The organism is Candidatus Margulisiibacteriota bacterium, assembly GCA_041658645.1.
In the GTDB taxonomy this organism is placed as follows: Bacteria; Margulisbacteria; WOR-1; order O2-12-FULL-45-9; family XYB2-FULL-48-7; genus JBAZZV01.
Genome location: JBAZZV010000001.1, coordinates 161,201 through 183,054, shown reverse-complemented (window position 1 = coordinate 183,054; position 21,854 = coordinate 161,201). Strand labels below are relative to the sequence as shown.

The 21,854-nt window shown below is 54.9% G+C and carries 28 protein-coding genes; 5 read left to right on the top strand and 23 right to left on the bottom strand.

The window, feature by feature from the left end; all coding sequences use genetic code 11:
- The first annotated feature begins 20 nt into the window (after nucleotides 1-20).
- The 4 genes from hydG to WC903_00955 all read left to right on the top strand — a co-directional run bounded on the left by hydG (nucleotide 21) and on the right by WC903_00955 (nucleotide 3,070).
- Complete coding sequence (gene hydG, locus WC903_00970; GenBank protein MFA5892528.1) at nucleotides 21-1,421, top strand: [FeFe] hydrogenase H-cluster radical SAM maturase HydG; 1,401 nt, start codon at nucleotides 21-23, stop codon at nucleotides 1,419-1,421.
- A 77-nt stretch (nucleotides 1,422-1,498) separates the two neighbouring features.
- Nucleotides 1,499-1,792: a nucleotidyltransferase family protein gene (locus WC903_00965; protein ID MFA5892527.1), complete on the top strand. Its 294-nt coding sequence runs from the start codon at nucleotides 1,499-1,501 to the stop codon at nucleotides 1,790-1,792.
- A complete protein-coding gene (locus WC903_00960; GenBank protein ID MFA5892526.1) occupies nucleotides 1,776-2,099 on the top strand; it encodes a DUF86 domain-containing protein in 324 nt (107 codons plus the stop codon). The genes WC903_00965 and WC903_00960 overlap by 17 nt, the downstream gene beginning before the upstream one ends.
- A gap of 152 nt (nucleotides 2,100-2,251) precedes the next feature.
- Nucleotides 2,252-3,070 carry a hypothetical protein gene (locus WC903_00955; GenBank protein ID MFA5892525.1) on the top strand — a complete coding sequence of 273 codons (819 nt, stop codon included), beginning with the start codon at nucleotides 2,252-2,254 and terminating at the stop codon, nucleotides 3,068-3,070.
- On the opposite strand, the gene WC903_00950 is transcribed toward WC903_00955, so the two are convergent.
- The 21 genes from WC903_00950 to WC903_00850 all read right to left on the bottom strand — a co-directional run bounded on the left by WC903_00950 (nucleotide 3,054) and on the right by WC903_00850 (nucleotide 18,298).
- Entirely contained in the window at nucleotides 3,054-3,383 is a 330-nt protein-coding gene (locus tag WC903_00950) for a hydrogenase maturation nickel metallochaperone HypA (protein ID MFA5892524.1), read from the bottom strand. The two genes, WC903_00955 and WC903_00950, sit on opposite strands and share 17 nt — an antisense overlap.
- Nucleotides 3,365-3,826, bottom strand: a complete 462-nt coding sequence (gene hycI / locus WC903_00945) for a hydrogenase maturation peptidase HycI (GenBank protein MFA5892523.1) — start codon at nucleotides 3,824-3,826, stop codon at nucleotides 3,365-3,367. The genes WC903_00950 and hycI overlap by 19 nt, the downstream gene beginning before the upstream one ends.
- On the bottom strand, nucleotides 3,820-4,422 hold the full coding sequence (locus WC903_00940; GenBank protein MFA5892522.1) for a 4Fe-4S dicluster domain-containing protein: 603 nt from the start codon (nucleotides 4,420-4,422) through the stop codon (nucleotides 3,820-3,822). Before WC903_00940 ends, hycI begins: the two co-directional genes overlap by 7 nt.
- Nucleotides 4,409-4,750 carry a monovalent cation/H(+) antiporter subunit G gene (gene mnhG, locus WC903_00935; protein ID MFA5892521.1) on the bottom strand — a complete coding sequence of 114 codons (342 nt, stop codon included), beginning with the start codon at nucleotides 4,748-4,750 and terminating at the stop codon, nucleotides 4,409-4,411. Before mnhG ends, WC903_00940 begins: the two co-directional genes overlap by 14 nt.
- Nucleotides 4,743-5,003, bottom strand: coding sequence for a monovalent cation/H+ antiporter complex subunit F (locus WC903_00930; protein MFA5892520.1), 261 nt, complete (start codon nucleotides 5,001-5,003; stop codon nucleotides 4,743-4,745). Before WC903_00930 ends, mnhG begins: the two co-directional genes overlap by 8 nt.
- Entirely contained in the window at nucleotides 5,000-5,482 is a 483-nt protein-coding gene (locus WC903_00925; GenBank protein ID MFA5892519.1) for a Na+/H+ antiporter subunit E, read from the bottom strand. Before WC903_00925 ends, WC903_00930 begins: the two co-directional genes overlap by 4 nt.
- Before the next feature lies 1 nt (nucleotide 5,483).
- A complete protein-coding gene (locus WC903_00920) occupies nucleotides 5,484-6,971 on the bottom strand; it encodes a monovalent cation/H+ antiporter subunit D family protein (GenBank protein MFA5892518.1) in 1,488 nt (495 codons plus the stop codon).
- A complete protein-coding gene (locus tag WC903_00915) occupies nucleotides 6,968-7,306 on the bottom strand; it encodes an NADH-quinone oxidoreductase subunit K (GenBank protein ID MFA5892517.1) in 339 nt (112 codons plus the stop codon). The genes WC903_00920 and WC903_00915 overlap by 4 nt, the downstream gene beginning before the upstream one ends.
- Nucleotides 7,303-7,767 (bottom strand): MnhB domain-containing protein, encoded by a 465-nt coding sequence (locus WC903_00910; GenBank protein MFA5892516.1) that lies wholly within the window; start codon nucleotides 7,765-7,767, stop codon nucleotides 7,303-7,305. Before WC903_00910 ends, WC903_00915 begins: the two co-directional genes overlap by 4 nt.
- Entirely contained in the window at nucleotides 7,742-8,287 is a 546-nt protein-coding gene (locus WC903_00905; protein ID MFA5892515.1) for a hydrogenase subunit MbhD domain-containing protein, read from the bottom strand. Before WC903_00905 ends, WC903_00910 begins: the two co-directional genes overlap by 26 nt.
- Nucleotides 8,288-8,290: 3 nt before the next feature.
- On the bottom strand, nucleotides 8,291-10,063 hold the full coding sequence (locus WC903_00900; protein ID MFA5892514.1) for a proton-conducting transporter membrane subunit: 1,773 nt from the start codon (nucleotides 10,061-10,063) through the stop codon (nucleotides 8,291-8,293).
- 8 nt (nucleotides 10,064-10,071) lie between these two features.
- Nucleotides 10,072-11,253 carry a nickel-dependent hydrogenase large subunit gene (locus tag WC903_00895; GenBank protein MFA5892513.1) on the bottom strand — a complete coding sequence of 394 codons (1,182 nt, stop codon included), beginning with the start codon at nucleotides 11,251-11,253 and terminating at the stop codon, nucleotides 10,072-10,074.
- A 66-nt stretch (nucleotides 11,254-11,319) separates the two neighbouring features.
- Nucleotides 11,320-11,775, bottom strand: coding sequence for an NADH-quinone oxidoreductase subunit C (locus tag WC903_00890; GenBank protein MFA5892512.1), 456 nt, complete (start codon nucleotides 11,773-11,775; stop codon nucleotides 11,320-11,322).
- Entirely contained in the window at nucleotides 11,772-12,194 is a 423-nt protein-coding gene (gene nuoB, locus WC903_00885; GenBank protein ID MFA5892511.1) for an NADH-quinone oxidoreductase subunit NuoB, read from the bottom strand. Before nuoB ends, WC903_00890 begins: the two co-directional genes overlap by 4 nt.
- 5 nt (nucleotides 12,195-12,199) lie before the next feature.
- Nucleotides 12,200-13,108: a complex I subunit 1 family protein gene (locus WC903_00880; GenBank protein ID MFA5892510.1), complete on the bottom strand. Its 909-nt coding sequence runs from the start codon at nucleotides 13,106-13,108 to the stop codon at nucleotides 12,200-12,202.
- Nucleotides 13,109-13,112: 4 nt separating this feature from the next.
- A complete protein-coding gene (locus WC903_00875; protein ID MFA5892509.1) occupies nucleotides 13,113-13,790 on the bottom strand; it encodes a tetratricopeptide repeat protein in 678 nt (225 codons plus the stop codon).
- Between the two features lies 1 nt (nucleotide 13,791).
- The gene (locus WC903_00870) at nucleotides 13,792-14,274 is read right to left on the bottom strand and encodes a 4Fe-4S dicluster domain-containing protein (GenBank protein ID MFA5892508.1); all 483 of its coding nucleotides are present in this window, start codon (nucleotides 14,272-14,274) and stop codon (nucleotides 13,792-13,794) included.
- A complete protein-coding gene (locus WC903_00865; protein ID MFA5892507.1) occupies nucleotides 14,267-15,727 on the bottom strand; it encodes a molybdopterin-dependent oxidoreductase in 1,461 nt (486 codons plus the stop codon). The genes WC903_00870 and WC903_00865 overlap by 8 nt, the downstream gene beginning before the upstream one ends.
- Nucleotides 15,721-16,542, bottom strand: a complete 822-nt coding sequence (locus tag WC903_00860) for an FAD/NAD(P)-binding protein (GenBank protein ID MFA5892506.1) — start codon at nucleotides 16,540-16,542, stop codon at nucleotides 15,721-15,723. The genes WC903_00865 and WC903_00860 overlap by 7 nt, the downstream gene beginning before the upstream one ends.
- Nucleotides 16,539-17,594, bottom strand: coding sequence for a 4Fe-4S dicluster domain-containing protein (locus WC903_00855; protein ID MFA5892505.1), 1,056 nt, complete (start codon nucleotides 17,592-17,594; stop codon nucleotides 16,539-16,541). Before WC903_00855 ends, WC903_00860 begins: the two co-directional genes overlap by 4 nt.
- Nucleotides 17,595-17,659: 65 nt before the next feature.
- Nucleotides 17,660-18,298 (bottom strand): redox-sensing transcriptional repressor Rex, encoded by a 639-nt coding sequence (locus WC903_00850; GenBank protein MFA5892504.1) that lies wholly within the window; start codon nucleotides 18,296-18,298, stop codon nucleotides 17,660-17,662.
- A 121-nt stretch (nucleotides 18,299-18,419) separates the two neighbouring features.
- Here WC903_00850 and WC903_00845 point away from each other — a divergent pair, with 121 nt between their 5' ends.
- A complete protein-coding gene (locus WC903_00845; protein MFA5892503.1) occupies nucleotides 18,420-19,475 on the top strand; it encodes a hypothetical protein in 1,056 nt (351 codons plus the stop codon).
- Between the two features lie 233 nt (nucleotides 19,476-19,708).
- Here the strand turns inward: WC903_00845 and WC903_00840 are convergent, their stop codons facing one another.
- The gene (locus WC903_00840; GenBank protein ID MFA5892502.1) at nucleotides 19,709-20,770 is read right to left on the bottom strand and encodes a hypothetical protein; all 1,062 of its coding nucleotides are present in this window, start codon (nucleotides 20,768-20,770) and stop codon (nucleotides 19,709-19,711) included.
- Nucleotides 20,771-20,886: 116 nt separating this feature from the next.
- Nucleotides 20,887-21,753: a hypothetical protein gene (locus WC903_00835; protein ID MFA5892501.1), complete on the bottom strand. Its 867-nt coding sequence runs from the start codon at nucleotides 21,751-21,753 to the stop codon at nucleotides 20,887-20,889.
- Nucleotides 21,754-21,854 lie beyond the last annotated feature (101 nt).

The window sequence follows — 21,854 nt, the reverse complement described above, 5'->3', positions numbered from 1 at the left end:
ATAGCTCAAAATGGTAAAATATAGTATCCTCAATGTCCACCTTTATCGACGAAACGAAGATATTAGACCTCCTCGAGAAGGCCAAACAGTCAACCCGGAGGGAAGCCCAGTCGGTCATCCGGAAAGCGCTCAAATTAAAGGGGTTAACCCCGGCTGAAACAGCCCTTCTCCTGCAATGCCAGGACTGGACAGTCACGAACCAGCTTTTTAGGGCCGCCCGAAAGGTCAAAGAGGAGATCTATGGAAGGCGGCTGGTGATCTTTGCCCCGCTCTACATCACTAATTACTGCGTCAATAACTGCCGCTACTGCGGTTTTAGCTGTGCCAATAAAACGCTCGAGCGAAAACGACTGACCCAGCCGGAGATCGCGGCCGAGGTCCGGATCCTGGAACAGCAGGGCCATAAGCGGATCCTGCTGGAAGCGGGCGAAGACCCCCAGGCCGGTATCGCCTATTTAGAACAGGCGATTAAAACCATCTATGCGACTAAATATAAAAACGGCGAGATCAGGCGGCTCAACGTTAACGCCCCGGCTATGTCAGTCAAAGATTTTAAACGGCTGAAGAAGTGCCAGATCGGCACCTACCAGTTGTTCCAGGAGACTTACCATCAAGAGACGTATCACAAAATGCATCTCTCCGGCCCCAAGGCTAACTATCGCTATCATTTATACGCCATGCACCGGGCACAGGAGGCTAAGATCGATGATGTCGGGATCGGCGTCCTCTTCGGCCTATACGATTATAAATTCGAGGTCTTGGCGCTCCTCTGCCACGCGCTGGAACTGGAGAAAAAGTTCGGGGTCGGTCCGCACACCATTTCGGTCCCCCGGATCGAGCCGGCCGCGAACATGGAGCTGACCCTACAACCGCCCTACCCGGTCTCGGACCAAGACTTCAAAAAGATCGTCGCTATTTTACGGCTGGCTGTCCCCTACACCGGTCTGATCCTCTCCACCCGCGAATCAGCCAAGATGAGGAACGAAGTGATTGGCCTCGGCATCTCGCAGATCAGCGCCGGTTCTTCCACCGTCCCCGGCGGCTATAAAAAGTCGCTCGGGCGGAAAAAAGCCGCCGGCCAATTCTCGATCAGCGACAACCGGACGCTGGCCGAAGTGATCAAGGATATCTCCAAGCTCGGTTACAGCCCGAGCTTCTGCACCGCCTGCTATCGTCTCGGGCGGGTCGGCGCAGATTTTATGGATATGGCCAAGCCCGGGTTAATTAAAAACTTCTGCTTGCCTAATTCCCTGCTGACATTTAAAGAATACTTGCTGGATTACGGTGACGTGAAGGCCAAAAAGCTGGGCGAAAAGGTGATTAAGGTACATTTAAAAGACATTCCCAGCAGCAAGATAAGAGAACAAACAATCAAGAAGCTGAAAAGACTGGAACAAGGCCTGCGCGATTTGTATTTTTAGGCCTCTGATTTTCGGCTCGCCAGGGTCCGGTTTCTTGACCTTGAGGCATCAATATATATTCATGTTATAATACTGATATGACAACTAAGCATATTTTCGAGAAAATACTGAAGAATAAGGCGCAGATCAGGGGTTTTGGGGTAAAAAGATTAGGCATTTTTGGCTCATACGCGGCTGGCCGCCCGACTAAATCGAGTGACATTGACGTGCTTGTTGATTTTAGCAAGAAAAGTTTTGATAATTACATGGATTTAAAGTTTTTCTTGGAGTTGTTGTTCAAGAAGGAAATCGACCTGGTTACCCGCGCCGCGCTAAAACCTTTGATCAAACCGAACATACTTAAACAGGTTAAATATGTCAAGAAATTATAGGCTCCTCCTGAAGGATATTTTGACCGCGATCAAGCGTATCGAAAAATACACTAAAGGCTTAACGCTCATCAAATTCAGCGAAAACGACTTGGTGCTTGACGCCGCGGTACGCAACCTGGAAGTGATTGGGGAAGCGTCTAAAAACCTCCCGGACGAGGTCAAGGCAAAATACAAAGATATCGAGTGGAAAAAGATTGCCGGTCTAAGGAATATTATTGCCCATGAATATTTTGGCATCGATGTAGTTATCGTTTGGGATATCATCAAAACCAAACTGCCTGAACTGAAAAAAGCCCTGAAACAATAAGCCAAACCCTTCCCTCACCTCAGCTTTATCTCCATCACCGCCAGCTGATCCCCACCGGCCAACCGAATATCCATTGAACCGCATTTCTCGCAGTTGAGGCGCATTTTCAATTCCCCTGAAATTATCTCATTAAAACGCAGATTAAAGATTGTATGACAATCGATATCTCTACCAAACTTTATAGCAAAGCGATGGGTTATGTCCGCCCGATCGTGCCGGGCGTTCTGTCGGGCGCTGAACGGATGATCGGCCGCAGCCCCCGCCTGCAAAGATTTCTTTTAGGCGCGATTAACCGGCCGGAAGGGTTGAACGATCGCGAATTGATCCTTAAGCTTCTCCCCTCCATCTTTCATAGCATGGTTGGCTCTCTCTTTGCTATCAATGGCACCTTCAATGTCATAGAAATGAAATTTAAAAAAGGGATTTATGGGAATGCGGAAGAACTTCAGTCCGACATCCAACGATTAAAGGGGCCTTACGCTAATCTCAGCCGGATGATCACAACGATCAAAGCATTTTTTGATGAGGGCTCGGAAAGGACCCAGTCCCACTATATATATTACACGTTGATGCAATACGAAATACTTTCCCCAGAATATTATCGTGAACGCGGGATCTCGTTCGAAATAGATTACAGCGGGCTCAATGAACATCGCGACCGGATAGTGTTGCCCGGAAAAGATCTGCACGCCATTTTAACGGGCCTGATCATGGGGCCGGCCGCGGCTTGCGTGGGGCGGATTAAACCACGCGTAAAAATCGTCGCCGCGACAGAATCAAGGGCGGGAAAAGATTTTATCAGGGTAACTACAGAAGATAACGGCGCGGCCCGGCTGCATCCTCTGGCAAAAACAACGTTGGAATTAACACAAAAACATGGCGGGTTTATCGAGATAGATGCGCTGCCTGGCGGCATCACTAAAGTCTCTGTCTATTTCCCCAAAAATCGACCGGTTAGCCGAGCTCTTTAACGATCAATTCATTCCCCGAGACCATCTGGATGTTCGTTGAACCGCACTTTTCGCAGTCGAGCCGCATTGTCTTGGGCTTAAACTCTGTTTTGCATTCGGCACAGATCGTTTTGACCGGGAGGATCTCGATCTCCAGTTTGATCCCGCCAGAGATATCAGCAAACAGCTCCAGCAGTTCAGCCATATGGGTAAAACGCGATTGCCCCAGCTGAATTTTTGCGTAATTCACCCTGGTCCCTGGTACCTGGCCCCTGGTACCTGCTTCTTCCTTTATTTTCCTAAGTATATCCTGCGCTAAATGAAGCTCGTGCATATTTCATCCACTCCTTTTTGAACCTCCGGGCTTAAGCCTTCTCCGAAGGCGACCGTTTTCGGTTGAATACCAACAATTACCACCTTCAACTGTGGCAGGTCTTCTCGCAGATAATTAATATACGTCCGCATCGACATGTTGTGAGTCGTAAACCCGGTATCGCTCACTCGCGCTTCGTCGATCAATCGGACCTCGCCGGGCTGGCCTTTAAAATCCACCGCGTCGACAATGACCAAAGTGTCAGGCGTTAACCGTTTGATCTCCCCCGTCAGATTCTCCGGCGCCGACCCGCCATCAATAAATACAAATCCTTGTTCGGATTTCGGATTTCGGATTTCGGATTTTCTGACAACCTCCACTCCTGCCCCATCATCTTTCTTAAGAGTATTGCCTATACCTAAGACGACCACTTTTCCCGTTAAGTGGGTCGTCAGGTCTACCACTGTTCTTTAACGATCATCTCGCGGCGGCAATTGGGGCAGATGAACTGGAGATGTCCGGCGCGGGGATGCGGGCTATTCACCGGGATCTCTTCCCGAGAAAGGAGGTTCAGCTCGGCGTGCCTGGCCAGGAGCAAGGTCGGGTTAGTGTAGAGAAGCGCCCCTACTTTCTTGGCCAGGAATTTGAGATGGTCCAGCGGCGCCACGATCTCGCCGCAATGCTGGCAGATCACCAGCTCTTTGCTACTTTGAGTGATCCCCCCCTTGCGGTCATAACGAGCCAGTTCGAACTCCTTGGTCAGCTTGATCCCCTTCTCCGTAATACAGGCCCGCTCGCACTGCTGGCAAAAGATGCACTGATCTTGATGTTGGGTAATGACCCGAAGCTTTTCTTCTTTGTTATCGACATGGTCAATCGCCCGCCCCGGGCAGACCTCTTCACAAGCCAGACAGCCGACGCACTCTTTCTCGTCATATTCCGGTTTGCCGCGGAAACCATCGGGGACCGTGAGCGGCCGGAACGGGTACATATTAGTAAAGGGACGCGAGAACAACGACTTGATCGCTTCCCCCAGTTCACGCAACTTAGGTAGTTTCACGTAATTCCTTCTCCTCTTGAGAATCGCCCAACCCGCTCTTTTTCCAGGCTTTAATGCCGGAGAGGTAGGCGGCCCGCGACAGCGCCTGCGCGCCGGATGGGGCGGTCAGCAATAAAAACCCGATCGCCAGCAGCGCCTTGATCCCGGTCCCCGAAAAGCCGTTGATCAGAAAAACCCCGAACAGGGTGCCGCTCACCCCCAGGGTCACGCACTTGGCCGCCGCCTGAAGCCGGTTATAAACGTCCGGCAGGCGGATCAACCCGATACAGCCGAAAAGGTTGAACGCCACCCCGATACAAATAAAAACGTAACCGATCTGTTCATTCATCGAACTTCTTCCCCTCCAGATATTTCGCCAGCGCCAGCACCGCGATGTAGCTCTGCAGTGTCCAGGCGATCGCCAGGTCCATCAGGAACCCTTCCTTGGTCTGCAGCGACAGGATCGCGCAAAAGCTGATGACCACTATCCCCAGGATATCGACCGCCACCGACCGGTCCGGCGCCGTCGGCCCTTTATAGATCCGGTAGAGGCAGAGCAAGCAACAAATTATCAGTCCAAACATCAATATTTGGATCATCATTCCAATATCCTCGCGATTATTTTCTCGAACCGCTGCGCCGTCTTCTCCGCCTGGCGGTTGATGTCTATGCAATGAACGTACAGGTATCCTCCCTTAATCTCCACCGTCGTGTTCCCCGGCGTCAGCGTCAAAGAGTTCCCCAGGAGCGTCAAAGCGACCTCGCTTTTCAGCTCGGTCCTGATCTTGACCAACCCCGGATCGATCGGCAGCGCCGGATGCAGTACCCGGTAGGCGACATCAAGGTTCGCTTTGACCATTTCCCAAAGGAAGACCGGGAGGTAATAAAGGAACCAGAGATAGCGCCGCGGATCGAGCGCCCGCTCCGGGGTGACCGTCAGGATCTCGCCGAATAAAGCCGAGGCTAACATGGCAACCAGCAAGCCGGCCAGTACGCTGACCGGCTCGAAACTCCAGGTCAGTGCCAGCCAGACCAAAAAACCGACCAAAAAGACTATGGTTTGGCTCCCTCTTTTTACCATCTTAGGGCCCTCCCATGATCATCCGGCCGTAACCGACGCCGTTGGCGACGGCCACTACTGCCGGATTAATAACCAGGGCGATCACATACGGAAAAGCCAGCCCAACCGCCAAACAAAGCAACGCCATGACGACCGCAGTCGTCCCCATGATCCAGGGAGCTTCCCTGACCGCTTTGAGGTCCGCTGGTAGCGGCCCAAGGAAAACGTCCCGTTGCGCTTTCAATACATAGGCCAGCGTCATGATGCTGCCGATGATCGCCACCAGCGCGAACCACAATTGGCCGGCCTGGACACAGGCAATAATGATAAAAAGCTTGCTCCAAAAACCGTTGAACGGCGGGAGGCCGGAAATGGCCAGTGAGGCGATCAGTGAAGTGTTCGCCGTGACCGGCATTTTACGCCCTAACCCGCCCAACTCATTCAGTTGTCTGGTCCCGGTCGCGTATTCTACCGCGCCGGCGTTGAGGAACAGCAGCGGCTTGAAGATCGCGTGATTGAACAGGTGAAAGAGCCCCCCCATGATCCCCAGCGGGGTCCCCAGGCTAACGCCCAGAACAATATAACCGACTTGGGCAATGCTGGAATAGGCCAGCATTCGTTTCAAGTCCCGTTGGCCAAGCGCCAGGAAAGAACCGCCCAGGATCGAAGCCGCCCCCAGCAGCATCAGGATAAGAGCGACCGGCGGGCTCATCCCCAGGACGTTATAGAACACCCGGATGATCGCGTAAACGCCGAGCGCTTTGATTAAAACGCCGGACAGGGTCGCGGAGACCGGCGCCGGGGCGACCGGGTGAGCGTCGGGCAGCCAGGCATGGAACGGCATCAATGCCGCCTTGGTGGCAAAGCCCGCCAGGAAAAGCGCCATGATCAAATTCTTGGCGTGGTTGGCATTGGCCGGGAACAAGCGCGCCACCTCCGCCATGTTCAACGTGCCGGTCAGGCTGTAGGTCAGGGCGATACCGAACAGGATCAGGACCGAAGCGACCGTACCCATGATCAAATACTTGAAAGCTGCTTCCATTTCTTCCGCTCCCGTGCCAAAAGCGACCAGGGCGCAAGAAGCGATCGCCGCAAGCTCTAGAAAGATAAAGAGGTTGAACAGGTCACCGGTCAGGACCGCGCCGTTCATCCCGGCGATCATCAGTAAAAAGAGGGTGTAATAGCGCGCCTTGCCCGTATATTTCTCCATATAAGCGATCGAATAGAAGGTGACCAGGCCGGCGACCAGACTGATCACCAGCAGGAGCAAGTGGCTCAAACCGTCCAGGACCAGGTTGATCCCGATCGGCGGCAGCCAGCCGCCCAGCCGGTAGTTAAGGACCGTATTGAACGGCCGGAAGTAATAGATCCCGAGCGTCATCACTAAAAGGAAAATGGTCACCAGGTTCGCGACCAGGTCGGGTGCCCGTCGGCTGACCCTGGCCAGCAGCGGCAGCAAGAAAGCCGCGCCGATCGGGACCGCGATGAATAACGGCAGCAGGTTGATCATCCTTTTAAATTCCTTATCTTGGTAATATCGAACGTGCCGAATCGTTCATAAATACGCATGGCGATCGCCACCAGGAGCAGCGTGGTCGCCAGTCCGATCATGATCACCGACAACGCCATCGCCTGTAGCATCGGGTCAACGCAGACCTTGGCCGCCATCCCCGGCAAGACGATCGGGTCCACTCCGCAACGGCGGTAACCGAGCACGACCAGAAAAAGATTAACGGCGTATTCCATGATGACCAGACCGATGATGATCTTGATCAAATTTTTCTTGACGGCAACGCAGTAAATACCGATCAAGAGGAGCGCGATACAAGCCAGATAAATGATCATTTGTTGCCTACCTCGATTTCCTCGCCTGGTTCCGGCTTGACCTCGACCCGGAAAGCAATAAAGGTCAGGAAGACCACGAACAGCCCGGCACCCAAGAACAGCATGATCGCCAGGTTGAAGAACGGTATCACCCCGGCGCTCAATAATTTCCCCGGCTCTCCGGTCGGCAGGAAATTTCCCATAAAGTATCCCTGGCGGTAGCCGGCCAGTGCCAGAGCCAGGAAAAGAAGCGCGCCTAGCGTCATGATCGCCAGGGCCCTTTGCCGGCTCAGGCGTTCCTCGGCCTCCGTCCGTCCGTAGGCCAGAACATAAAGAATGTAGGCCAGGGCAACAATCACGCCACCGGCGATCCCGCCGCCCAGCGTCAAATGGCCGTGGGCGGCAATATAAGCGCCAAAAACAAAGATCACGCCGACGGTCACCCGGGTGACCGTCTTAACTATCAAGCTCATCCCGTTCATTTGTTTCTTTCCTCCCCCGACCCCGTAAAATTACCAGCGCGCCGATCACTGCTGTAAACATGGCCGCGACCGCGCCGAGCGAATCAAAACCCCGAAAATTAAGGGCGACCGCCGCGATCAGGTTGGTCGCGCCGGTTTGCTGCAGGCCGAGATCAAGGTAATTCTGGGCGACCCGCAGCTGCGGCGCGCCAAAAGCAGGCAGCTGGCGCAGAGCAAAATAAGCCACCCCGGCCAGCGCCAGGATAAAACAGGTTACCATGCCGTAGGCCAACCGTTCCCGCCCCCGGTAAGTTTCCGGCACCGACTTGGCCAGCGTGGCGCGGATCAGCACGATCAGGGCCAGGATCTCCACGACCAGCTGGGTGATCGCCAGCTCCGGTGCCCCGAGCAGCAAGAAGATGATACACAAACCGAGCCCGACCGCTTCAACCGAGACGACCGCGGAAAGCAGGTCATGGCTTTCGACCGCTACGACCGCGGCCATAAGAATAAAACCCATTAATAAATACAGTTCAATCATTATTTACCTCATTAACAGGAACAGGATGATCATCATCCCCAATAACATCCAGGCCAGGTACGTGTGCAGCAGTCCGTTGTGCAGCCAACTGAGCAGGCCGGACAAAGCCAAGGCCCCTCTGGACCCGAGCGCATAAAGGTCAAAATTTCGCCGATCAGCGATCTTATAGATCGCGTTAAGCGGCCCCCATTCCTGGACCGAATCGTAAAAATCGACGCCGGAAACCCTAATCTCTTCTTCGGCCAGGAGTTCGCCACCGATAAAGGGGGGCCGGGTCGTCACCGCCCCCACTTTGCCGATCAGATAAAAGAACAAGCCGACCACCAGGCCAAGCAGTAACATGACCGTCGCCAGACCCGGCTGCCACCAGCCGGTCAGGCTAATCGTCCCAACCGTCGGCAGGACAAGAAATTTAAGCGGCAAACTAAAAGCAAATAGCCCGAAGAGCAAGCAGAGCGCCACCAGGATGATCGTTGGCAACCACATCGGCCATTCCACTTCTTTGGCTTTGGTCGTGTTCTCGGTCCACTGTCCGAGGAAGATCGCGTGCAGCAGTTTCATGAAGCTCGCCAGGGTAAAAGCGGAACCGAACATCGCCGCCGCCAGCCAGACTATCCACCAGTTGTTCCCGTAACGTCCCAACTCGACCAGCGACTGGTAGATCATCCATTTGGAGACGAATCCGTTAAAGGGCGGGACCCCGGAGATGGACAAAGCGGCCACCAGGAAGGCGGTAAAAGTAAGCGGCATGAATTTGGCCAAGCCGCCTAATTTAGCGAGATCGGTAGTCCCAGCTTGTTTCTCGACCGAACCGCCGCAGAGAAAGAGGCATGATTTGTAAATGGCATTGTTGAACATATGGAACAACCCGCCGGCAACCCCGATCGGCAGGCCGGTCCCGATCCCCATGACCATATAGCCGACCTGGGAGACGGCGTGGAAGGCGAGTAGTTTTCGGAAATCATGTTGGACCAAAGCGCCTAGAACAGCGGCCAGGATCGTCACGGAACCGATCGCCAAAAGAAAGGTCGAAACAACCGAACCAGGTTCGATCAGGAAAACGTCTAAACTCAATCTGGCCAAAAGATAGATGCCGAGGAGTTTATCCAGCGAGGCCGGCAGTAAGGCCATGACCGGAGCCGGCGCCACTTCGGCTGAATCCGGTATCCAGCCGTGGAACGGCATCACCCCCGCCTTGGCAAACGCGCCGGCGGCCAGCGCCAGGAAGGCGATGATCGTTAAGGGATTATTAAGCGGCAGGTGGGTCGGGCCGATGGCGATCGATCTGGTCAACAGCCAGACCAGGCCGGTCCCGAGGACCATCAGGGCATCGGCTCCGCCGACAATAATTAAACTTTTCTTTGCCGCGGCTGTTGCCTTGTCGCCGCCGATGCCGACTAACAGATAGAGAGCGACCGCAACCACTCCCCAGAAAAAGAGGAGGGTAAAGAAGTCTCCGGCAAAGAAGGCGCCGGCGGCCGCCCCGATGGTTATCAAGAGATAAGCGTAATATTCGCCGATCCGGGCCAGCCCGGGGAGCGCCTTCAGGGAATAAATGACGATCAACAAGCCAATGAGGGCCGCCGCCAGGAAAACCGCCGTGGCCAGGGGGGTCGTTTGCAAGGCGAGAAACGGGCTGAACAACCGGCCGCCGGCAAAGATCTGGAGCGCCAGGGTAATCTCGGCCAGCATCGCCAGCAAAGCGACCGCTCCGGCCAGCCGCCGGAAGAGCAGGCAGAGCAACGCTGCCGCGAAAGGGGCTATTACGGCTATCAATAATATATTCATCGTTGTTTGAACTCGGCCATTCTGGCCTGGGACATTCGGACTAATTCTTCACCGGTCATTAAAATCTTATCCGTTTCGGGGTCGACGACCGCCATCCGTTCGGTACAGCAGTAGCAAGGGTCGACCGCCGCGGTGATCAGGGCAGCGTCGGCAATATGTTCGCCGATGACTGTTTTCTTGAAAGAGGGAACGTTCATGAAGGAGGGGGCGCGAATCTTGTGGCGTTCGGGATAATTGCTCCCGTTACTGCGGAAGTAGTGAATGACTTCGCCGCGCGGGGCCTCATGCTGGCCGATCCCCTCGCCCACCCCGATCTCGCGGACGTCGGCCTCGATCGGACCGGGCCGCAACTGCTTCAAGCACTGGCGGATGATCTTGACCGATTCAATGGTCTCGAGGAGCCGGACCGCGGTCTTGGCAAAGATGTCGCCGTCCTGGAGGACGATCATTTCAAAGTTGACCAGGTCATAGGCGGCATAGGGGTGCTGTTTGCGAATATCAAAGTTAACGCCTGACGCGCGCGCCACCGGGCCGACGACCCCCATGGCAACCGCGTCCTGCCGCTTCAGCACGCCGACATTTTTGGTCCGCGCCTGGATCGCCGGGTCGTCCATGACCGCTTTGACCAGCATGGCGCAGAATTTTTCCACGCCGTCGATCGCCGTGATCAGCGAGGGAATGTCGCCGTCATTGATATCGCGCCGCACGCCGCCGACCTTGAACATCCCGTAATGGTTCCGGTTCCCGGAGATCTTCTCGAATATGTCGAGGACCGGTTCGCGGTATTTCCAGGCCCACATGAAAACGGTGTTGTAGCCGATAAAGTGACCCGCCAGCCCGACCCAGAGCAGGTGGCTATGGATCCGTTCCAAATCGCCGATGATCGTCCGGATGTAGCGCGCCCGTTCGGGAACAATAATTCCCGAGATATCTTCCGCCGCCTGGACCATGGCAAATGGGTGCGAGGTCGAACAGATGCCGCAGATCCGCTCGACCAGGAAGACATCCTGGTCAAAAGTCTTGCTCTCGGCCAGTTTCTCGATCCCGCGGTGGTTGTAGCCGATCCGCACTTCGGCGTCGACGATCTTCTCCCCCTCGACGTAGAACTTAAAGAACTCCGGCTCTTCCAGAAGAGGATGGTACGGGCCGATCGGTATAAATGCCTGTTTTCTGTTCATGTTTAAAAAAGTAGCGGCGGTCTTTAGACCGCCATTTTTTGGCGACCTAAAGGTCGCCGCTACATATTAATTCTCCCTCATTTCATTTTCGGCCTCTGACTCAAAGGTCTTTTTGCGGAGCGGAAAAACCCCCTGTGGCCAGTCGTCCGGCAGGAGGAGGGTTTCTAACTGCGGGTGGCCGATAAAGTTGACTCCGAACATCTCGTGGATCTCGCGCTCGACCCATTCGGTCGCCGGCACGAGCAAGGCGGAAGTCGGGATGACGCATTCCGGTTTGGCAATAAAGGTCCGGAGAGTGATCACGAGCGATAATTTATCGAACGCGACGTGATAGAGGATCTCGATGCTCGCCCGGTTGTCGAGAGCGGTCGCCGTAGAGAAGCGTCCGCCCAGGTCAAGGCACATGTAACCGAGTATTTCAGGGATATTCTCACTGATCACCGAGACAAAGGTCCGGCGCGAGTTCTTCACCCAGACCTCGCCGATCTTATTCCCGAATTGTTCTTGTAATTTTTCGATCATCGTACTTTCTCCAGCGCTTTCAGGACCGCGTTGATCATCGCCTCCGGCTTCGGCGGGCAACCGGGCAAGTAGACATCGACCGGGATCACTTGGTCGATCGGTTGGTTGTAATTGTAGCTGTCGCGGAACATATGCGCCGAGCAGGCGCAGGAACCGATGGCGATCACCAGTTTAGGTTTCGGCACTTCCTCATACAGCCGCTTCAGCCGCGGCGCCGTTTGCCGGTTGGCTACCCCGGTCACCAGCAAGACATCGGCATGGCGCGGCGAGCAGACCAGGACGATCCCGAACCGCTCCACGTCATGGCGCGGCGCCAGGAGATCGATGATCTCGATGTCACAATTATTGCAGGCCGACGCTCCCGCATGATAAACGAAGAGCGACTTCTTAAGCCCCCAGTTAAATATCTTTTTTAACATATTAATTACCAACCGGCCAAAGCCAGGGCAAACCCGATCATGGCCACCACGGTCACCGGTCCCCAAAAGAACCGGATCGCCTGGTCGATCCGCAAACGCGGATTAGTGTTCTTGATCAGGATGACCAGGGTCAGGACGGCTATATATTTGACGATGAACCAGACATCGATCCCGCCGAGAAAGAGCGTGACCAATAAACTTGGCAGGATAAAGTAAAGCATCGCCCGGGTCAGGCGGAAAACGGCCAGCGCCGGACCGGAATATTCAATGAAGGCCCCACCGGCGAGCTCCTGTTCCGCTTCCGGGATGTCGAACGGGACCGCTCCTAGTTTGGCCTGGATGACCAGGAGAGCGACCAGGAAAGCGATCGCTCCGGAGAGAGAGGTGATCGTCAGGCCGTGGACCGCCTGGTAATTGACGATCCCGCCGATCAACAGGGTCCCCGTTTTCAGGACAACAGTAAAGACCGCCAGAATAAAGGAGAGTTCGTAAGCCAGGATCAGCTTCATCTCGCGGCTAGCCCCGAGCGCCGCCAGTGGATTGCGCGAGGCCGAGGCCCCGATGATCACCGCCAGCGACGGCAGGGTCAGTAAATAGATGAGGACGATCAAGTCACCGACAAAGCTGGCCGAACGGTCAACGTTCAGCGTCCAGAGCATCGTGCCAACGAAAGTAACAGCCGCCAGGCCGAGGAGCGGCGCACCGAGAAAGACCAGCCGGGAGGCCCCTTCCGGGACCATCGTCTCTTTCCCCAGCAGTTTGGCCACATCAGCAAAAGGTTGGAACCAGGGTGGCCCGACCCGGTATTGCAGCCGGGCGGTCACTTTTCGGTCAACCCAGGTCGCCAGCAGCCCCATCACTGCGGTGAAGAGAAACCCGGGCATTATTAAAGTTGCCAGCAAAAGTTTTAGCATCGGCTTAGAAAAACTTGTTCTTCAACTCCTCGAGGGTCATTAAATTCTTGCGCGACCGGTCATCTTCGGGGTCGATCTCGACCGCCCGGGCAAAAGCGGCGATCGCTTTATCCAATTCCCCCTTGTTGTAGTAGTTCCGGCCCAGGTTATAGTAGCCGGCCGAACTGTCGGGGACGTCCTTGAGGAAAGACTCGAACTCGGCGATCGCCGCGTCGAATTTACCCTGCCGCGAATAGGCCACGCCAATGTGGTAGCGGGCAACCACGACGTGCGGCTCTTTCTCCAACACTTGCTTGAAGTACTCGATCGCCTGCTGCAGCTTACCTATATAATAGTAAGACAGGCCTAGCCAGTAACGGGCAATATGGAAATTCGGGTTGATCTCGACCGCCTTTTTGAAGGCATCGATCGAGGCCTGGAAGACCCCCCGCCGGTAGAGCGAAACCCCGAGCTCGTAATAAGCATCGGCGTAGAGCGGGTGGTGTTTGACGGCCAGCTGGAACTCGGCGATCGATTCGTCGAGCATGGTCAGGCGGTAATAGATACTCCCCAGGCTTTTGTGGGCGATGGCGTTCTCCGGGTCGAGCTTCAGCGCCTCCTTGTACTGGTTGATCGCTTCCCGCATCTTCCCTTCCCGCAAACAACTGCAGGCATTATCCATATGTTCGTCAACTTTAGCCATTTTATCTCCTCCTACCGATGAAGTTAGACAACATTCTAACCGATGTCAGGTTTTTTTGCTCGTCGACGACCTGTTCGTCCGCTTCCACGAATGACAACGCCCCGGAAGTGCAGGTTGCCACGCAGCGCGGGCGCTCCCCTTCCGCCAGGCGGTCGAGGCAGAGATCGCATTTTGGGGTCAGGTGTTTTTCCAGCGTTGTCTGGATCACGCCGAACGGGCAGGCGACGGCACAGCTCCGGCAGCCGACACACTTAAATTGACTGCGCAGGACGGTCCCATCGTCCATTTTTTTCATCGCCTCGTTCGGACAGGCCGCGGCGCAGGCCGGCTGGTCGCAATGGAGGCAGTGGAGGGGCAGCTCGGCATCGTTTTTTAACCGTGAATGGCCCAGGAGCGACTGCAAATGGTGCCCGTAAGCGCAGGCCGCAGCACAGCTCCGGCAGCCGCAACAGAGGTCCAAATTCAGATAAACCCGTTTAGCCATTGTTCACCCTGTACCAGAAAAAGTTCTTGACCAGATGGTCATTGCCGAAATGGGTGATCGGTTCGAGCGGCATCGCGGCCAACGGTTCGATCGCTTTCAAACCGGCGACGATCTCCGCCGGCTCTTTCTTTTTGCTCACGAGCTCCGGCGCTGCGGGCCCGCCAACCAAATTACCGCCGATCATCCGGCAGATCTCGGCGCAGGTCCTCTCCCCAGCCGGGGCGGCGACCGGCGCCAATTTTTCCAGTCGCCCATCGGCCAACCGGTAACTCCCCGCCGCTTCCATCTGGGTCGCTTGCGGCAGGAGGACGCTGGTATCGTAGATCGCCGGCGATTCGCTTTCGAAATGGCCGCTAAAAGCGACGAACTTCAGCATCCGGAACTTTTTCTGCAGTTCCGGATGGCCGGACGAGATATCTTCCCCGAACATCAGGAGCGCTTTGACCTCGTTCCGTTCGATCTTGGCCAGCAAGTCGTGATAAGTCGGGTGTTCCGGCGCCTCCCGGTCAATGATCGTGTTCACCCCAAGCGTGTTGCCGAACTGGTAGAGAACGATATATTTCTTATTAGGTGAAGCGGCCGCGATCTTTTTGGCGCAATAGACTCCTAGGTCGTGGCGCTGCGCCCCCTCTTGCGGCACATAGAGGACCGTCCCTTTGGCCGCCGCCTTAAAGTCATTCGCCGCCGCGGTCAGCCGGTTGGCCGGCAAACCGGTGACCTCGGCCGCTTCGGCAACTGGCAGGTCGCCGCTCAACGCCGCCAGAACGACCGCTTCCGTTCCCGGCCGGCAGGCCAGGTGATCGGTCGCGAACCAGGCAGTATGCGTCCGATTCGGGTCGATGACAATGATCTTGTTCCCTCGTTTGCCGTATTTGACCTGGTTGACCCGTTTCGAAAGGACCGGCGTCCGGGTCAGCAGGTCGCCGACGATCAGCAGGGCGTCGGCTGTTTCGATATCCTCCAGCGTCGCCAGTTCGGCGCCAGGAACTTCCCACTTAAAACCTTCATATGCTTCCAGATCGGCGGCCGACCCGGCCGAAAGGACATTTCTGATTCCGAGTGTTTTAGCTAAATTTGCGATCGCCGCCGTGTCTTCGTTGCTGGTCAGGCAGGAGACCAGGATGCCAAATTCGTCTTTGGCGAAAATGTTCAGTTCTTGTTTAATGAAGTTAGCCGCCTCTTCCCAGCTGACCGGCCGGGGGCCCAGCCGCGGCGCGGTTAAGCGCTGTGGGTGGTTGAGATATTCCAGGTTGTAGTGCCCCCGCGGGCAGAGCGCCCCCAGATTGATCGGGTTTTCGCTGTCGTAATCGATCGCGATCGCCTCTTCCCCCCTCATCCGGAACGCCGTCCCGCACCCCAGCGAGCAAAACAAACACATCGATTTTGAAGTTTGAGGTTTTCCGCCGGAGGCGGATCCGCCTTTGGCGGAGAAGTTTGAAGTTGTTGTTACCATGGTTCCGGTATGTCCTTGATCTGCTCCCAGGTGAACACTGGGCCATCCTTGCAGACAAAATACTTGCCGAGATTGCAGCGGAAGCACTTGCCCACTCCGCAGCTCATGTTCTTTTCCATCGAAAGGTAGATATCTTTCGGGGCAAAGCCCATGTCGAGCAGCCGCCGGTTGACGAATTTCATCATGATCGGCGGGCCGCAGACGACCGCCACCGCGTTTTTGACGTCAACATCGCCATCCTTGAGGATCGTCGTCACTAGGCCGACGTTGCCGGTCCAGCCCGTAGCTGCCGTATCGACCGAAATGACCAGGTTGGTTTTTTTTCTCTTCTGCCAGTTCGGTAAATCTTCCCGGTAGCAGATATCTTGCGGCGAGCGTGAGCCAAAGCGGACCTCAACTTTTTTCAGGTGGTCGATCTCGTGGTTTAAGCCATAAAGGAGTGCCCGGAGCGGAGCCAACCCGACGCCGCCGCCAACCACATAGATCTCCTTGCCATGATAGTCCTGCAACGGGTACGGCTTTCCGTACGGGCCGCGCAGACCGACCGCGTCCCCCTCTTTTAACTGGTGGATCAGGCTGGTGACCGACCCGGACCTCATAATGGTGAATTCGAGCGTGGCGGCTTTCTTATAGTCCGAAGACGGGGTAAAAGCGCACTCGCCCACCCCCGGCACCGTGACCAGCATAAATTGGCCCGGTAAAAAGGCGAGCGGCTCTTCCGGCCGGAAAACGAATGTTTTGATATTCGGCGTTTCCGTGATAACCTGCTCGGTCTTCGCTTTTATTGGCCGGTAAATGTTATTTTTGCAGTTCATACCAGTTTGGCCGTTAAGGGGGCCTGCCTCTCCAGTTCTTTAAAAATGAGGCGCATATCGATATTACCCGCGCAGGAGTCGATACAACGGCCGCAGCCGACGCAGGTGTAGCGCCCAAGGCGATCGTAGGAGTAGTCGAACTTGCAGTGGTAGCGGTTCTGCAGCCGCTCGTATAGTTTCGGCCGCGAGTTAGCGCCTCCCGCCACCCGGGCGTAGCCGTTCTTCAGACAAGCGTCCCAGACTTTATGCCGGCTATAGTCGGCAGTCGTCGGTCCGGCCTCGCTATCTATCAGTAGAAAGCAGGTACAGGTTGGGCAAATAAAGTTGCAGGCGCTGCATTCGACACAATCTTTGGTCAGTTTTTTCCAGACCTTGTTTTCCAAATTAATTTTATGGATATCAGATAAGTTCAACCTAAGTTTATGGTCAAGATTGTTCTGCTCCAGCCGCAATTCCATCCGCCGGCGTGACCCCGCGTGTTCATTGAGTTCTTCTTCGCGCGCGGCGCGGAAAAGGGTGGCGTTGGCCACGACCAGCTCTTCTCCGCGCTCGGTCCTCGCTTCAGCCACATAGCCCCCGGCGACCGGCGACAAGGAGAGGTCATAATTGCGGGTCGGATACGGCTGACCGCCGACCATGGTGCAAAAACAGGTTTTGGCGCAAGCGGTACAATCGACGCCGATAAAACCGATCTGGGCGCGGCGCGCCTTGTAGAGCGGATCACAAAACTCCCCTTCCAGGTTGACCCGGTCGAGCACGTCGAGCGCCTCCAGATCACACCCCCTGGCCCCTAGTACCCAGACCCCGGTCCCTAGTATTTCCTCCTCTCCCCCAAAATAACGGCCGACCTTCTCGATCAGCCGGAAAAGATATGATTTGAGCGGTTCAACCGTCCGGTAACCGGCCAGGTTCAATTGGCCGGCGTTATCGGCCGTGATCTCGGCCAGAATATTTTGCCCCCTAAATTCGACCGGGCCGACCACCGTCCCGTTGCCGGCTAGGCGCCGGGCCAAATCCGTGACTTTTTCCTGGCTGATAAATTGTGTTTTCATCTATTTGTGAATTCTTTCACTATTTAACTGGGCAAGCCCATTTTAGAGCATTTCGCCGCCGTCTGTCAATGTTTACGCGCCAGGTTTTTCTGGCCGTAAACGAAGAACGACATGCTCTTCAGCTCGCTCGCCAGGTCAACATTATTGACTTTGACCCCTTTGGGAACGCTCAACTGGACCGGGGCAAAATTAAGGATCGCCTTGACCCCCGCCTTGGCGATCTCTTGGGCCAAGCTTTGCGCCGCTTCGGTCGGCACTGTCAGGATGACCATTTCTACCCCTTCCTGGCGGCAGACCGTGGCCAGCGAGCCTATGTTGTAGCAATACTTTCCTCGGTATTTTTTCCCTATCTTATTGGGAGAGTTATCGAAGGCCGCCACGATCTTAAAACCAAGCTCCTCAAACCCTTTGTAGCCGACCAACGCCTGGCCAAGGTTTCCCATGCCGACGATCGCCACTCGCCGCCCCTGCTCTAAGCCAAGGATCCTGGCCAAAGCCCCTTTCAAATCCAGGACGTTGTAACCGACGCGCGGCTTGCCGAATTTACCGAAATAGGAGAGGTCTTTTCTCACCTGGTCCGGCTTAAGGCCAACCAGCGCCGCCAGGTTCTTCGAGGCAATGGAGAAGGTCCCCTGCTGGGCGAGATTGTACAGGCAGCGGTAATAAAGCGACAGTCTGGCAATAATGCGATTAGATACGTTCATTTGTGAATTGTTTCACTATTGTAACAAAACAGCCCGGCAGTGTCAACCTTTGGTCAAGGGGAATGAACGGCCCAGGCCCGCCAGCCGCAAGATTTTCGCTTACCAGCACGATAAATATCATATGGGTGGAACAACTAATGTAAAGGCCAGGGAAGGTGCCGCGCCTCCAAATCGACCTATTCCCTCAAACCGCGCAACAACTGGACAGGCAAATCCGTCAAGGATCGGCACCGGGCATGAACAGCTATTAAATCGCCTTGGAACAAATGTCCAAGAAAGGATAATGAAGCTCCTCTCATCGGGTTATAACAATGGATGCAGCAATAAGCCAAATCATGAGGAGGGCTACCAGTCGATTTCCGGCGACCTGCCAAAAAATTGTTTTGAAACCGTTTTATGGACATTGGGAATAAGAGGCTCTGCTCCAAGAGAAGAAGAATTTGAGGACGAAAATAAGATCCTGCCAAGGTTAGAAGCTAATGGTTATCATACTAGGCCAAATAGTATCCCTCTTTTTACGACCAGAGAAAATAATCAGGGCGATAAAGTTGTAACCGGCGTAAGGCCCATTCCAGCAGGTTTAATCCCGGGAGACGTCCTGTTATTCGGCTCCCCCCCAGGTATGCCAACAATAAATAAGTACTATTTTACTCCGGACTTTCCAGAACGCGGGATACATGCTTCTCCGGAGGAAAAAGCCAGAGCCGGCCAAGTTTGGGAAGCGTTAAAAACGGCTGGATATATTAACATAAGAGGCGAAATACAATCCAAATTTAATGGCAAACCTGACGATCTTAATATTGGCATCGAACCGCCCTTAACGTCGGAAGAAAAGCAAAAGACAATGCAAATTCTAAACAATATCGTTAAAAGCGCCAGAGAACACACCAATACATACTTTCATGGCGCCATATATTTAGGAGAAAGGGACGGGAAACACTATATTTTTCAAAAACCGTCATGGAATTGCGGGCCTGATTCACCTTACCAGATCACTACTATAGAAGCCTACAATTCCAGTATGGTCGGACAACCAATTAACTGTGATAATAGCTATAGCCAAATATTTGTTTATCGGAAACAAAGTAACGATGCCAATTTAATTTTAAATCCGGGGAGCGCTTTCCACTTCACTAGTGTGATCCCCTCTTCTATCGGGGTTTCGCGACAATTTTGATCGCTCTGACCTAGCTGGTCTTAATTTCCTTGCGCCTCTTGCACGCGGGAGTTATTATCGGTTTTCAAAAGCAGATGGCAATGAAAGAGCAAAGATATTGCAGGCTATTATTTTTGCGAAACCACGCTCCTCACCCCTGCCCGCTCCTCAATAAGCCCCCCTGGAAACATAAAATCTCAGTCGAAAGTAAAAGTATAGGCCCGCGTGATCGCAATCGCCTAAGAAATCGTGCTTTAGCGGCGCTTTTTGGGGGCCAGCTTCTTTATTCCCGGCTTTTTGGGGGCCTGCTTCTTCTTGACCGGGGACGCCTTCGAGAGGGGCAGAATTGTTTGGGCCGGGAGAGGAATGACCTGGCTCGGGCTGGCCGGGACAGGCGCCGGCGCCACGACTTCGGCTGGTTTGATCTTTCCGGGCAGGAGGTAAGAAAAGCTGAAGTAATGGGCCGTATTGGCCGACAAGACCGCGTCATTATAATAAGCGTAATCAAAGCTGAACCCTTTGAAGAGGAATCCGAGCCCGGCAGTCAGGTTAGTGTTGCTGGCCGTAGCGCTCGCCGCTAACTGGTCGATCCCTCCCCGCACCGCCAACCACGGCTTGGGGAGCCATTCCACGCCGCCGTGGAGGGTGAACGGATCCCCGCCGCCGACGTCCAGATCAGCTGCGATCAACAGATTATCCCTGGCCTGGAAATTCAGGCCGGCCTTGAACGCGGAGGGGAGATCTTCTTTGGTATTAGTCCCCCAGTTGATGTTGTCGGGGAGAATATTTTTCAGCGCCAGGCCGGCGGCCAATTGCGGCCGCGGCCGCCAGAGGAAACCGAGATCAAGGTCATACCCGCTCCCGGTCCCGCCAGCGATGCCGCTAAACCCTTTATTGAAAAGCTTCAGCGCCAAGCCAAGCGCCAGTTTTTCCCGGAGCTCTTTCCCCCAAGCGAAATTAATGACACTGCTCGAAAAATCGAAAGCGTTCCCGGTCCCGCTCACCCGCCCCGCTTCATAAGTCGTCTGCAGGAAGCCGGGAGAAGAAGCCCCCAGGTAGGCCATCCCCAAAGTTCCTTGCGGCAGGGGTTTCGCCGCGCCGAGCATAGTGTAATTGATATCCTCCGCCAGGCTGGTAAACATGCTGGTCGCCCCGAACTCCGTCAAATAGGCCGCGTTAGCCGGATTAACGAAGAGCGAGTTGATGTTCCCCGGATCGGCGGCCGCCGTCCGTCCCAGCGCGATCATCCGCGCCCCCAGACCCAACCTCGTCGGGTCCAGCGCCACGGCGTGAGCCGACGAGGTAACATCAAACATCCAACCCCCAACCTCAAAACAAATAGCAACTATCAAACAACAAACACCAAAACGTTTGGTAATTGGCCATTGATGTTTAATATTTGTTTTGAAGTTTGAAGTTTGAGGTTGGATGTTCATTTTAGTACGGCGATCTTGATCTTCCCAATGACCCGGCCGCCGGAGACGATGCGGAGAAAATAAGCGCCGTTGCCGGCCACTTCGTTGAAGTCAGTCGTCCCATCCCAGCTGATCTCGTTATAACCGGCCTTGCCGCCATTACTACCGGAAAGATAGACCCGTTTCCAAACGAGCTGGTTGATCTCGTTGAACATATACAGGGTAAGGTCGGCGTCGCCGTTCAGTTGATAAGCCAGCCGGGCGGGACCACTCGCCGGGTTAAAAGGATTGGGGTTGATAAAGGCGTTAGCCGCCTTCAGTTCGCCGGTGTCAACTGCGACCGTCCGGGAGACGAGCGTGGAGTTACCGCTGATATCTAGCGCCTCGATGGTCAGATAATGCGTCCCCGCCCCCAAGCTGAACGCGCAGGTTAGCGCCCCGGTCGCCGCGTCATACGATGAGGTGCCGGTCAGCGCGTTGAAGGCGGTCGCCGTCCCGTCGATGACCACCCGGCTCGTCGCTTGGTTTATCCCAGACGTTTCATCGGTCACCGTCGCCGTCAGGACGCCACTGCTCTTGACCAGGTCCCCGTTAACGATCAGGCTGCCGTCGACTTTGATATTACTGATGACCGGGGCCACGCCATCACCGCTGGCCGAGAAGGTTAAAATAGGGAGCATGCCGGCCAGGCTGTTGAAGCTGGTGCTGGTCAGCGGCCCCGAGGAGACGATCCCGGTCGAGACATCGCTCTGGAAGCTGGCCGAAGAGGCAATGCCGTTCCCCATGCCGAACCCGTTCGGGCCGGAAACAAAGTTGGCACTACTGGCCGCCCAGGCGGCGCCGGCCAAGAACAACGCCAACAGCAACAGCGTTATCTTTTTCATGGTCGTTATTATATACCAAGATCGGCCGGGGCACTACTTATTTAGCCTGAAATTTCACGAATCCGCGGCCGAAAACGTAGTAGTTGAATTGGGGAGGGGAT

Bases quoted from the DNA above. Each gene is read 5' to 3' on its own strand.
- WC903_00965 (MFA5892527.1), top strand. From the start codon at position 1,499: ATGACAACTAAGCATATTTTCGAGAAAATACTGAAGAATAAGGCGCAG.
- WC903_00960 (MFA5892526.1), top strand. From the start codon at position 1,776: ATGTCAAGAAATTATAGGCTCCTCCTGAAGGATATTTTGACCGCGATC.
- WC903_00955 (MFA5892525.1), top strand. From the start codon at position 2,252: ATGACAATCGATATCTCTACCAAACTTTATAGCAAAGCGATGGGTTAT.
- WC903_00950 (MFA5892524.1), bottom strand. From the start codon at position 3,383: ATGCACGAGCTTCATTTAGCGCAGGATATACTTAGGAAAATAAAGGAA.
- mnhG (MFA5892521.1), bottom strand. From the start codon at position 4,750: ATGAATGAACAGATCGGTTACGTTTTTATTTGTATCGGGGTGGCGTTC.
- WC903_00930 (MFA5892520.1), bottom strand. From the start codon at position 5,003: ATGATGATCCAAATATTGATGTTTGGACTGATAATTTGTTGCTTGCTC.
- WC903_00925 (MFA5892519.1), bottom strand. From the start codon at position 5,482: ATGGTAAAAAGAGGGAGCCAAACCATAGTCTTTTTGGTCGGTTTTTTG.
- WC903_00920 (MFA5892518.1), bottom strand. From the start codon at position 6,971: ATGATCAACCTGCTGCCGTTATTCATCGCGGTCCCGATCGGCGCGGCT.
- WC903_00915 (MFA5892517.1), bottom strand. From the start codon at position 7,306: ATGATCATTTATCTGGCTTGTATCGCGCTCCTCTTGATCGGTATTTAC.
- WC903_00910 (MFA5892516.1), bottom strand. From the start codon at position 7,767: ATGAACGGGATGAGCTTGATAGTTAAGACGGTCACCCGGGTGACCGTC.
- WC903_00905 (MFA5892515.1), bottom strand. From the start codon at position 8,287: ATGATTGAACTGTATTTATTAATGGGTTTTATTCTTATGGCCGCGGTC.
- WC903_00895 (MFA5892513.1), bottom strand. From the start codon at position 11,253: ATGAACAGAAAACAGGCATTTATACCGATCGGCCCGTACCATCCTCTT.
- WC903_00890 (MFA5892512.1), bottom strand. From the start codon at position 11,775: ATGATCGAAAAATTACAAGAACAATTCGGGAATAAGATCGGCGAGGTC.
- nuoB (MFA5892511.1), bottom strand. From the start codon at position 12,194: ATGTTAAAAAAGATATTTAACTGGGGGCTTAAGAAGTCGCTCTTCGTT.
- WC903_00880 (MFA5892510.1), bottom strand. From the start codon at position 13,108: ATGCTAAAACTTTTGCTGGCAACTTTAATAATGCCCGGGTTTCTCTTC.
- WC903_00875 (MFA5892509.1), bottom strand. From the start codon at position 13,790: ATGGCTAAAGTTGACGAACATATGGATAATGCCTGCAGTTGTTTGCGG.
- WC903_00870 (MFA5892508.1), bottom strand. From the start codon at position 14,274: ATGGCTAAACGGGTTTATCTGAATTTGGACCTCTGTTGCGGCTGCCGG.
- WC903_00865 (MFA5892507.1), bottom strand. From the start codon at position 15,727: ATGGTAACAACAACTTCAAACTTCTCCGCCAAAGGCGGATCCGCCTCC.
- WC903_00860 (MFA5892506.1), bottom strand. From the start codon at position 16,542: ATGAACTGCAAAAATAACATTTACCGGCCAATAAAAGCGAAGACCGAG.
- WC903_00855 (MFA5892505.1), bottom strand. From the start codon at position 17,594: ATGAAAACACAATTTATCAGCCAGGAAAAAGTCACGGATTTGGCCCGG.
- WC903_00850 (MFA5892504.1), bottom strand. From the start codon at position 18,298: ATGAACGTATCTAATCGCATTATTGCCAGACTGTCGCTTTATTACCGC.
- WC903_00845 (MFA5892503.1), top strand. From the start codon at position 18,420: ATGGGTGGAACAACTAATGTAAAGGCCAGGGAAGGTGCCGCGCCTCCA.
- WC903_00840 (MFA5892502.1), bottom strand. From the start codon at position 20,770: ATGTTTGATGTTACCTCGTCGGCTCACGCCGTGGCGCTGGACCCGACG.
- WC903_00835 (MFA5892501.1), bottom strand. From the start codon at position 21,753: ATGAAAAAGATAACGCTGTTGCTGTTGGCGTTGTTCTTGGCCGGCGCC.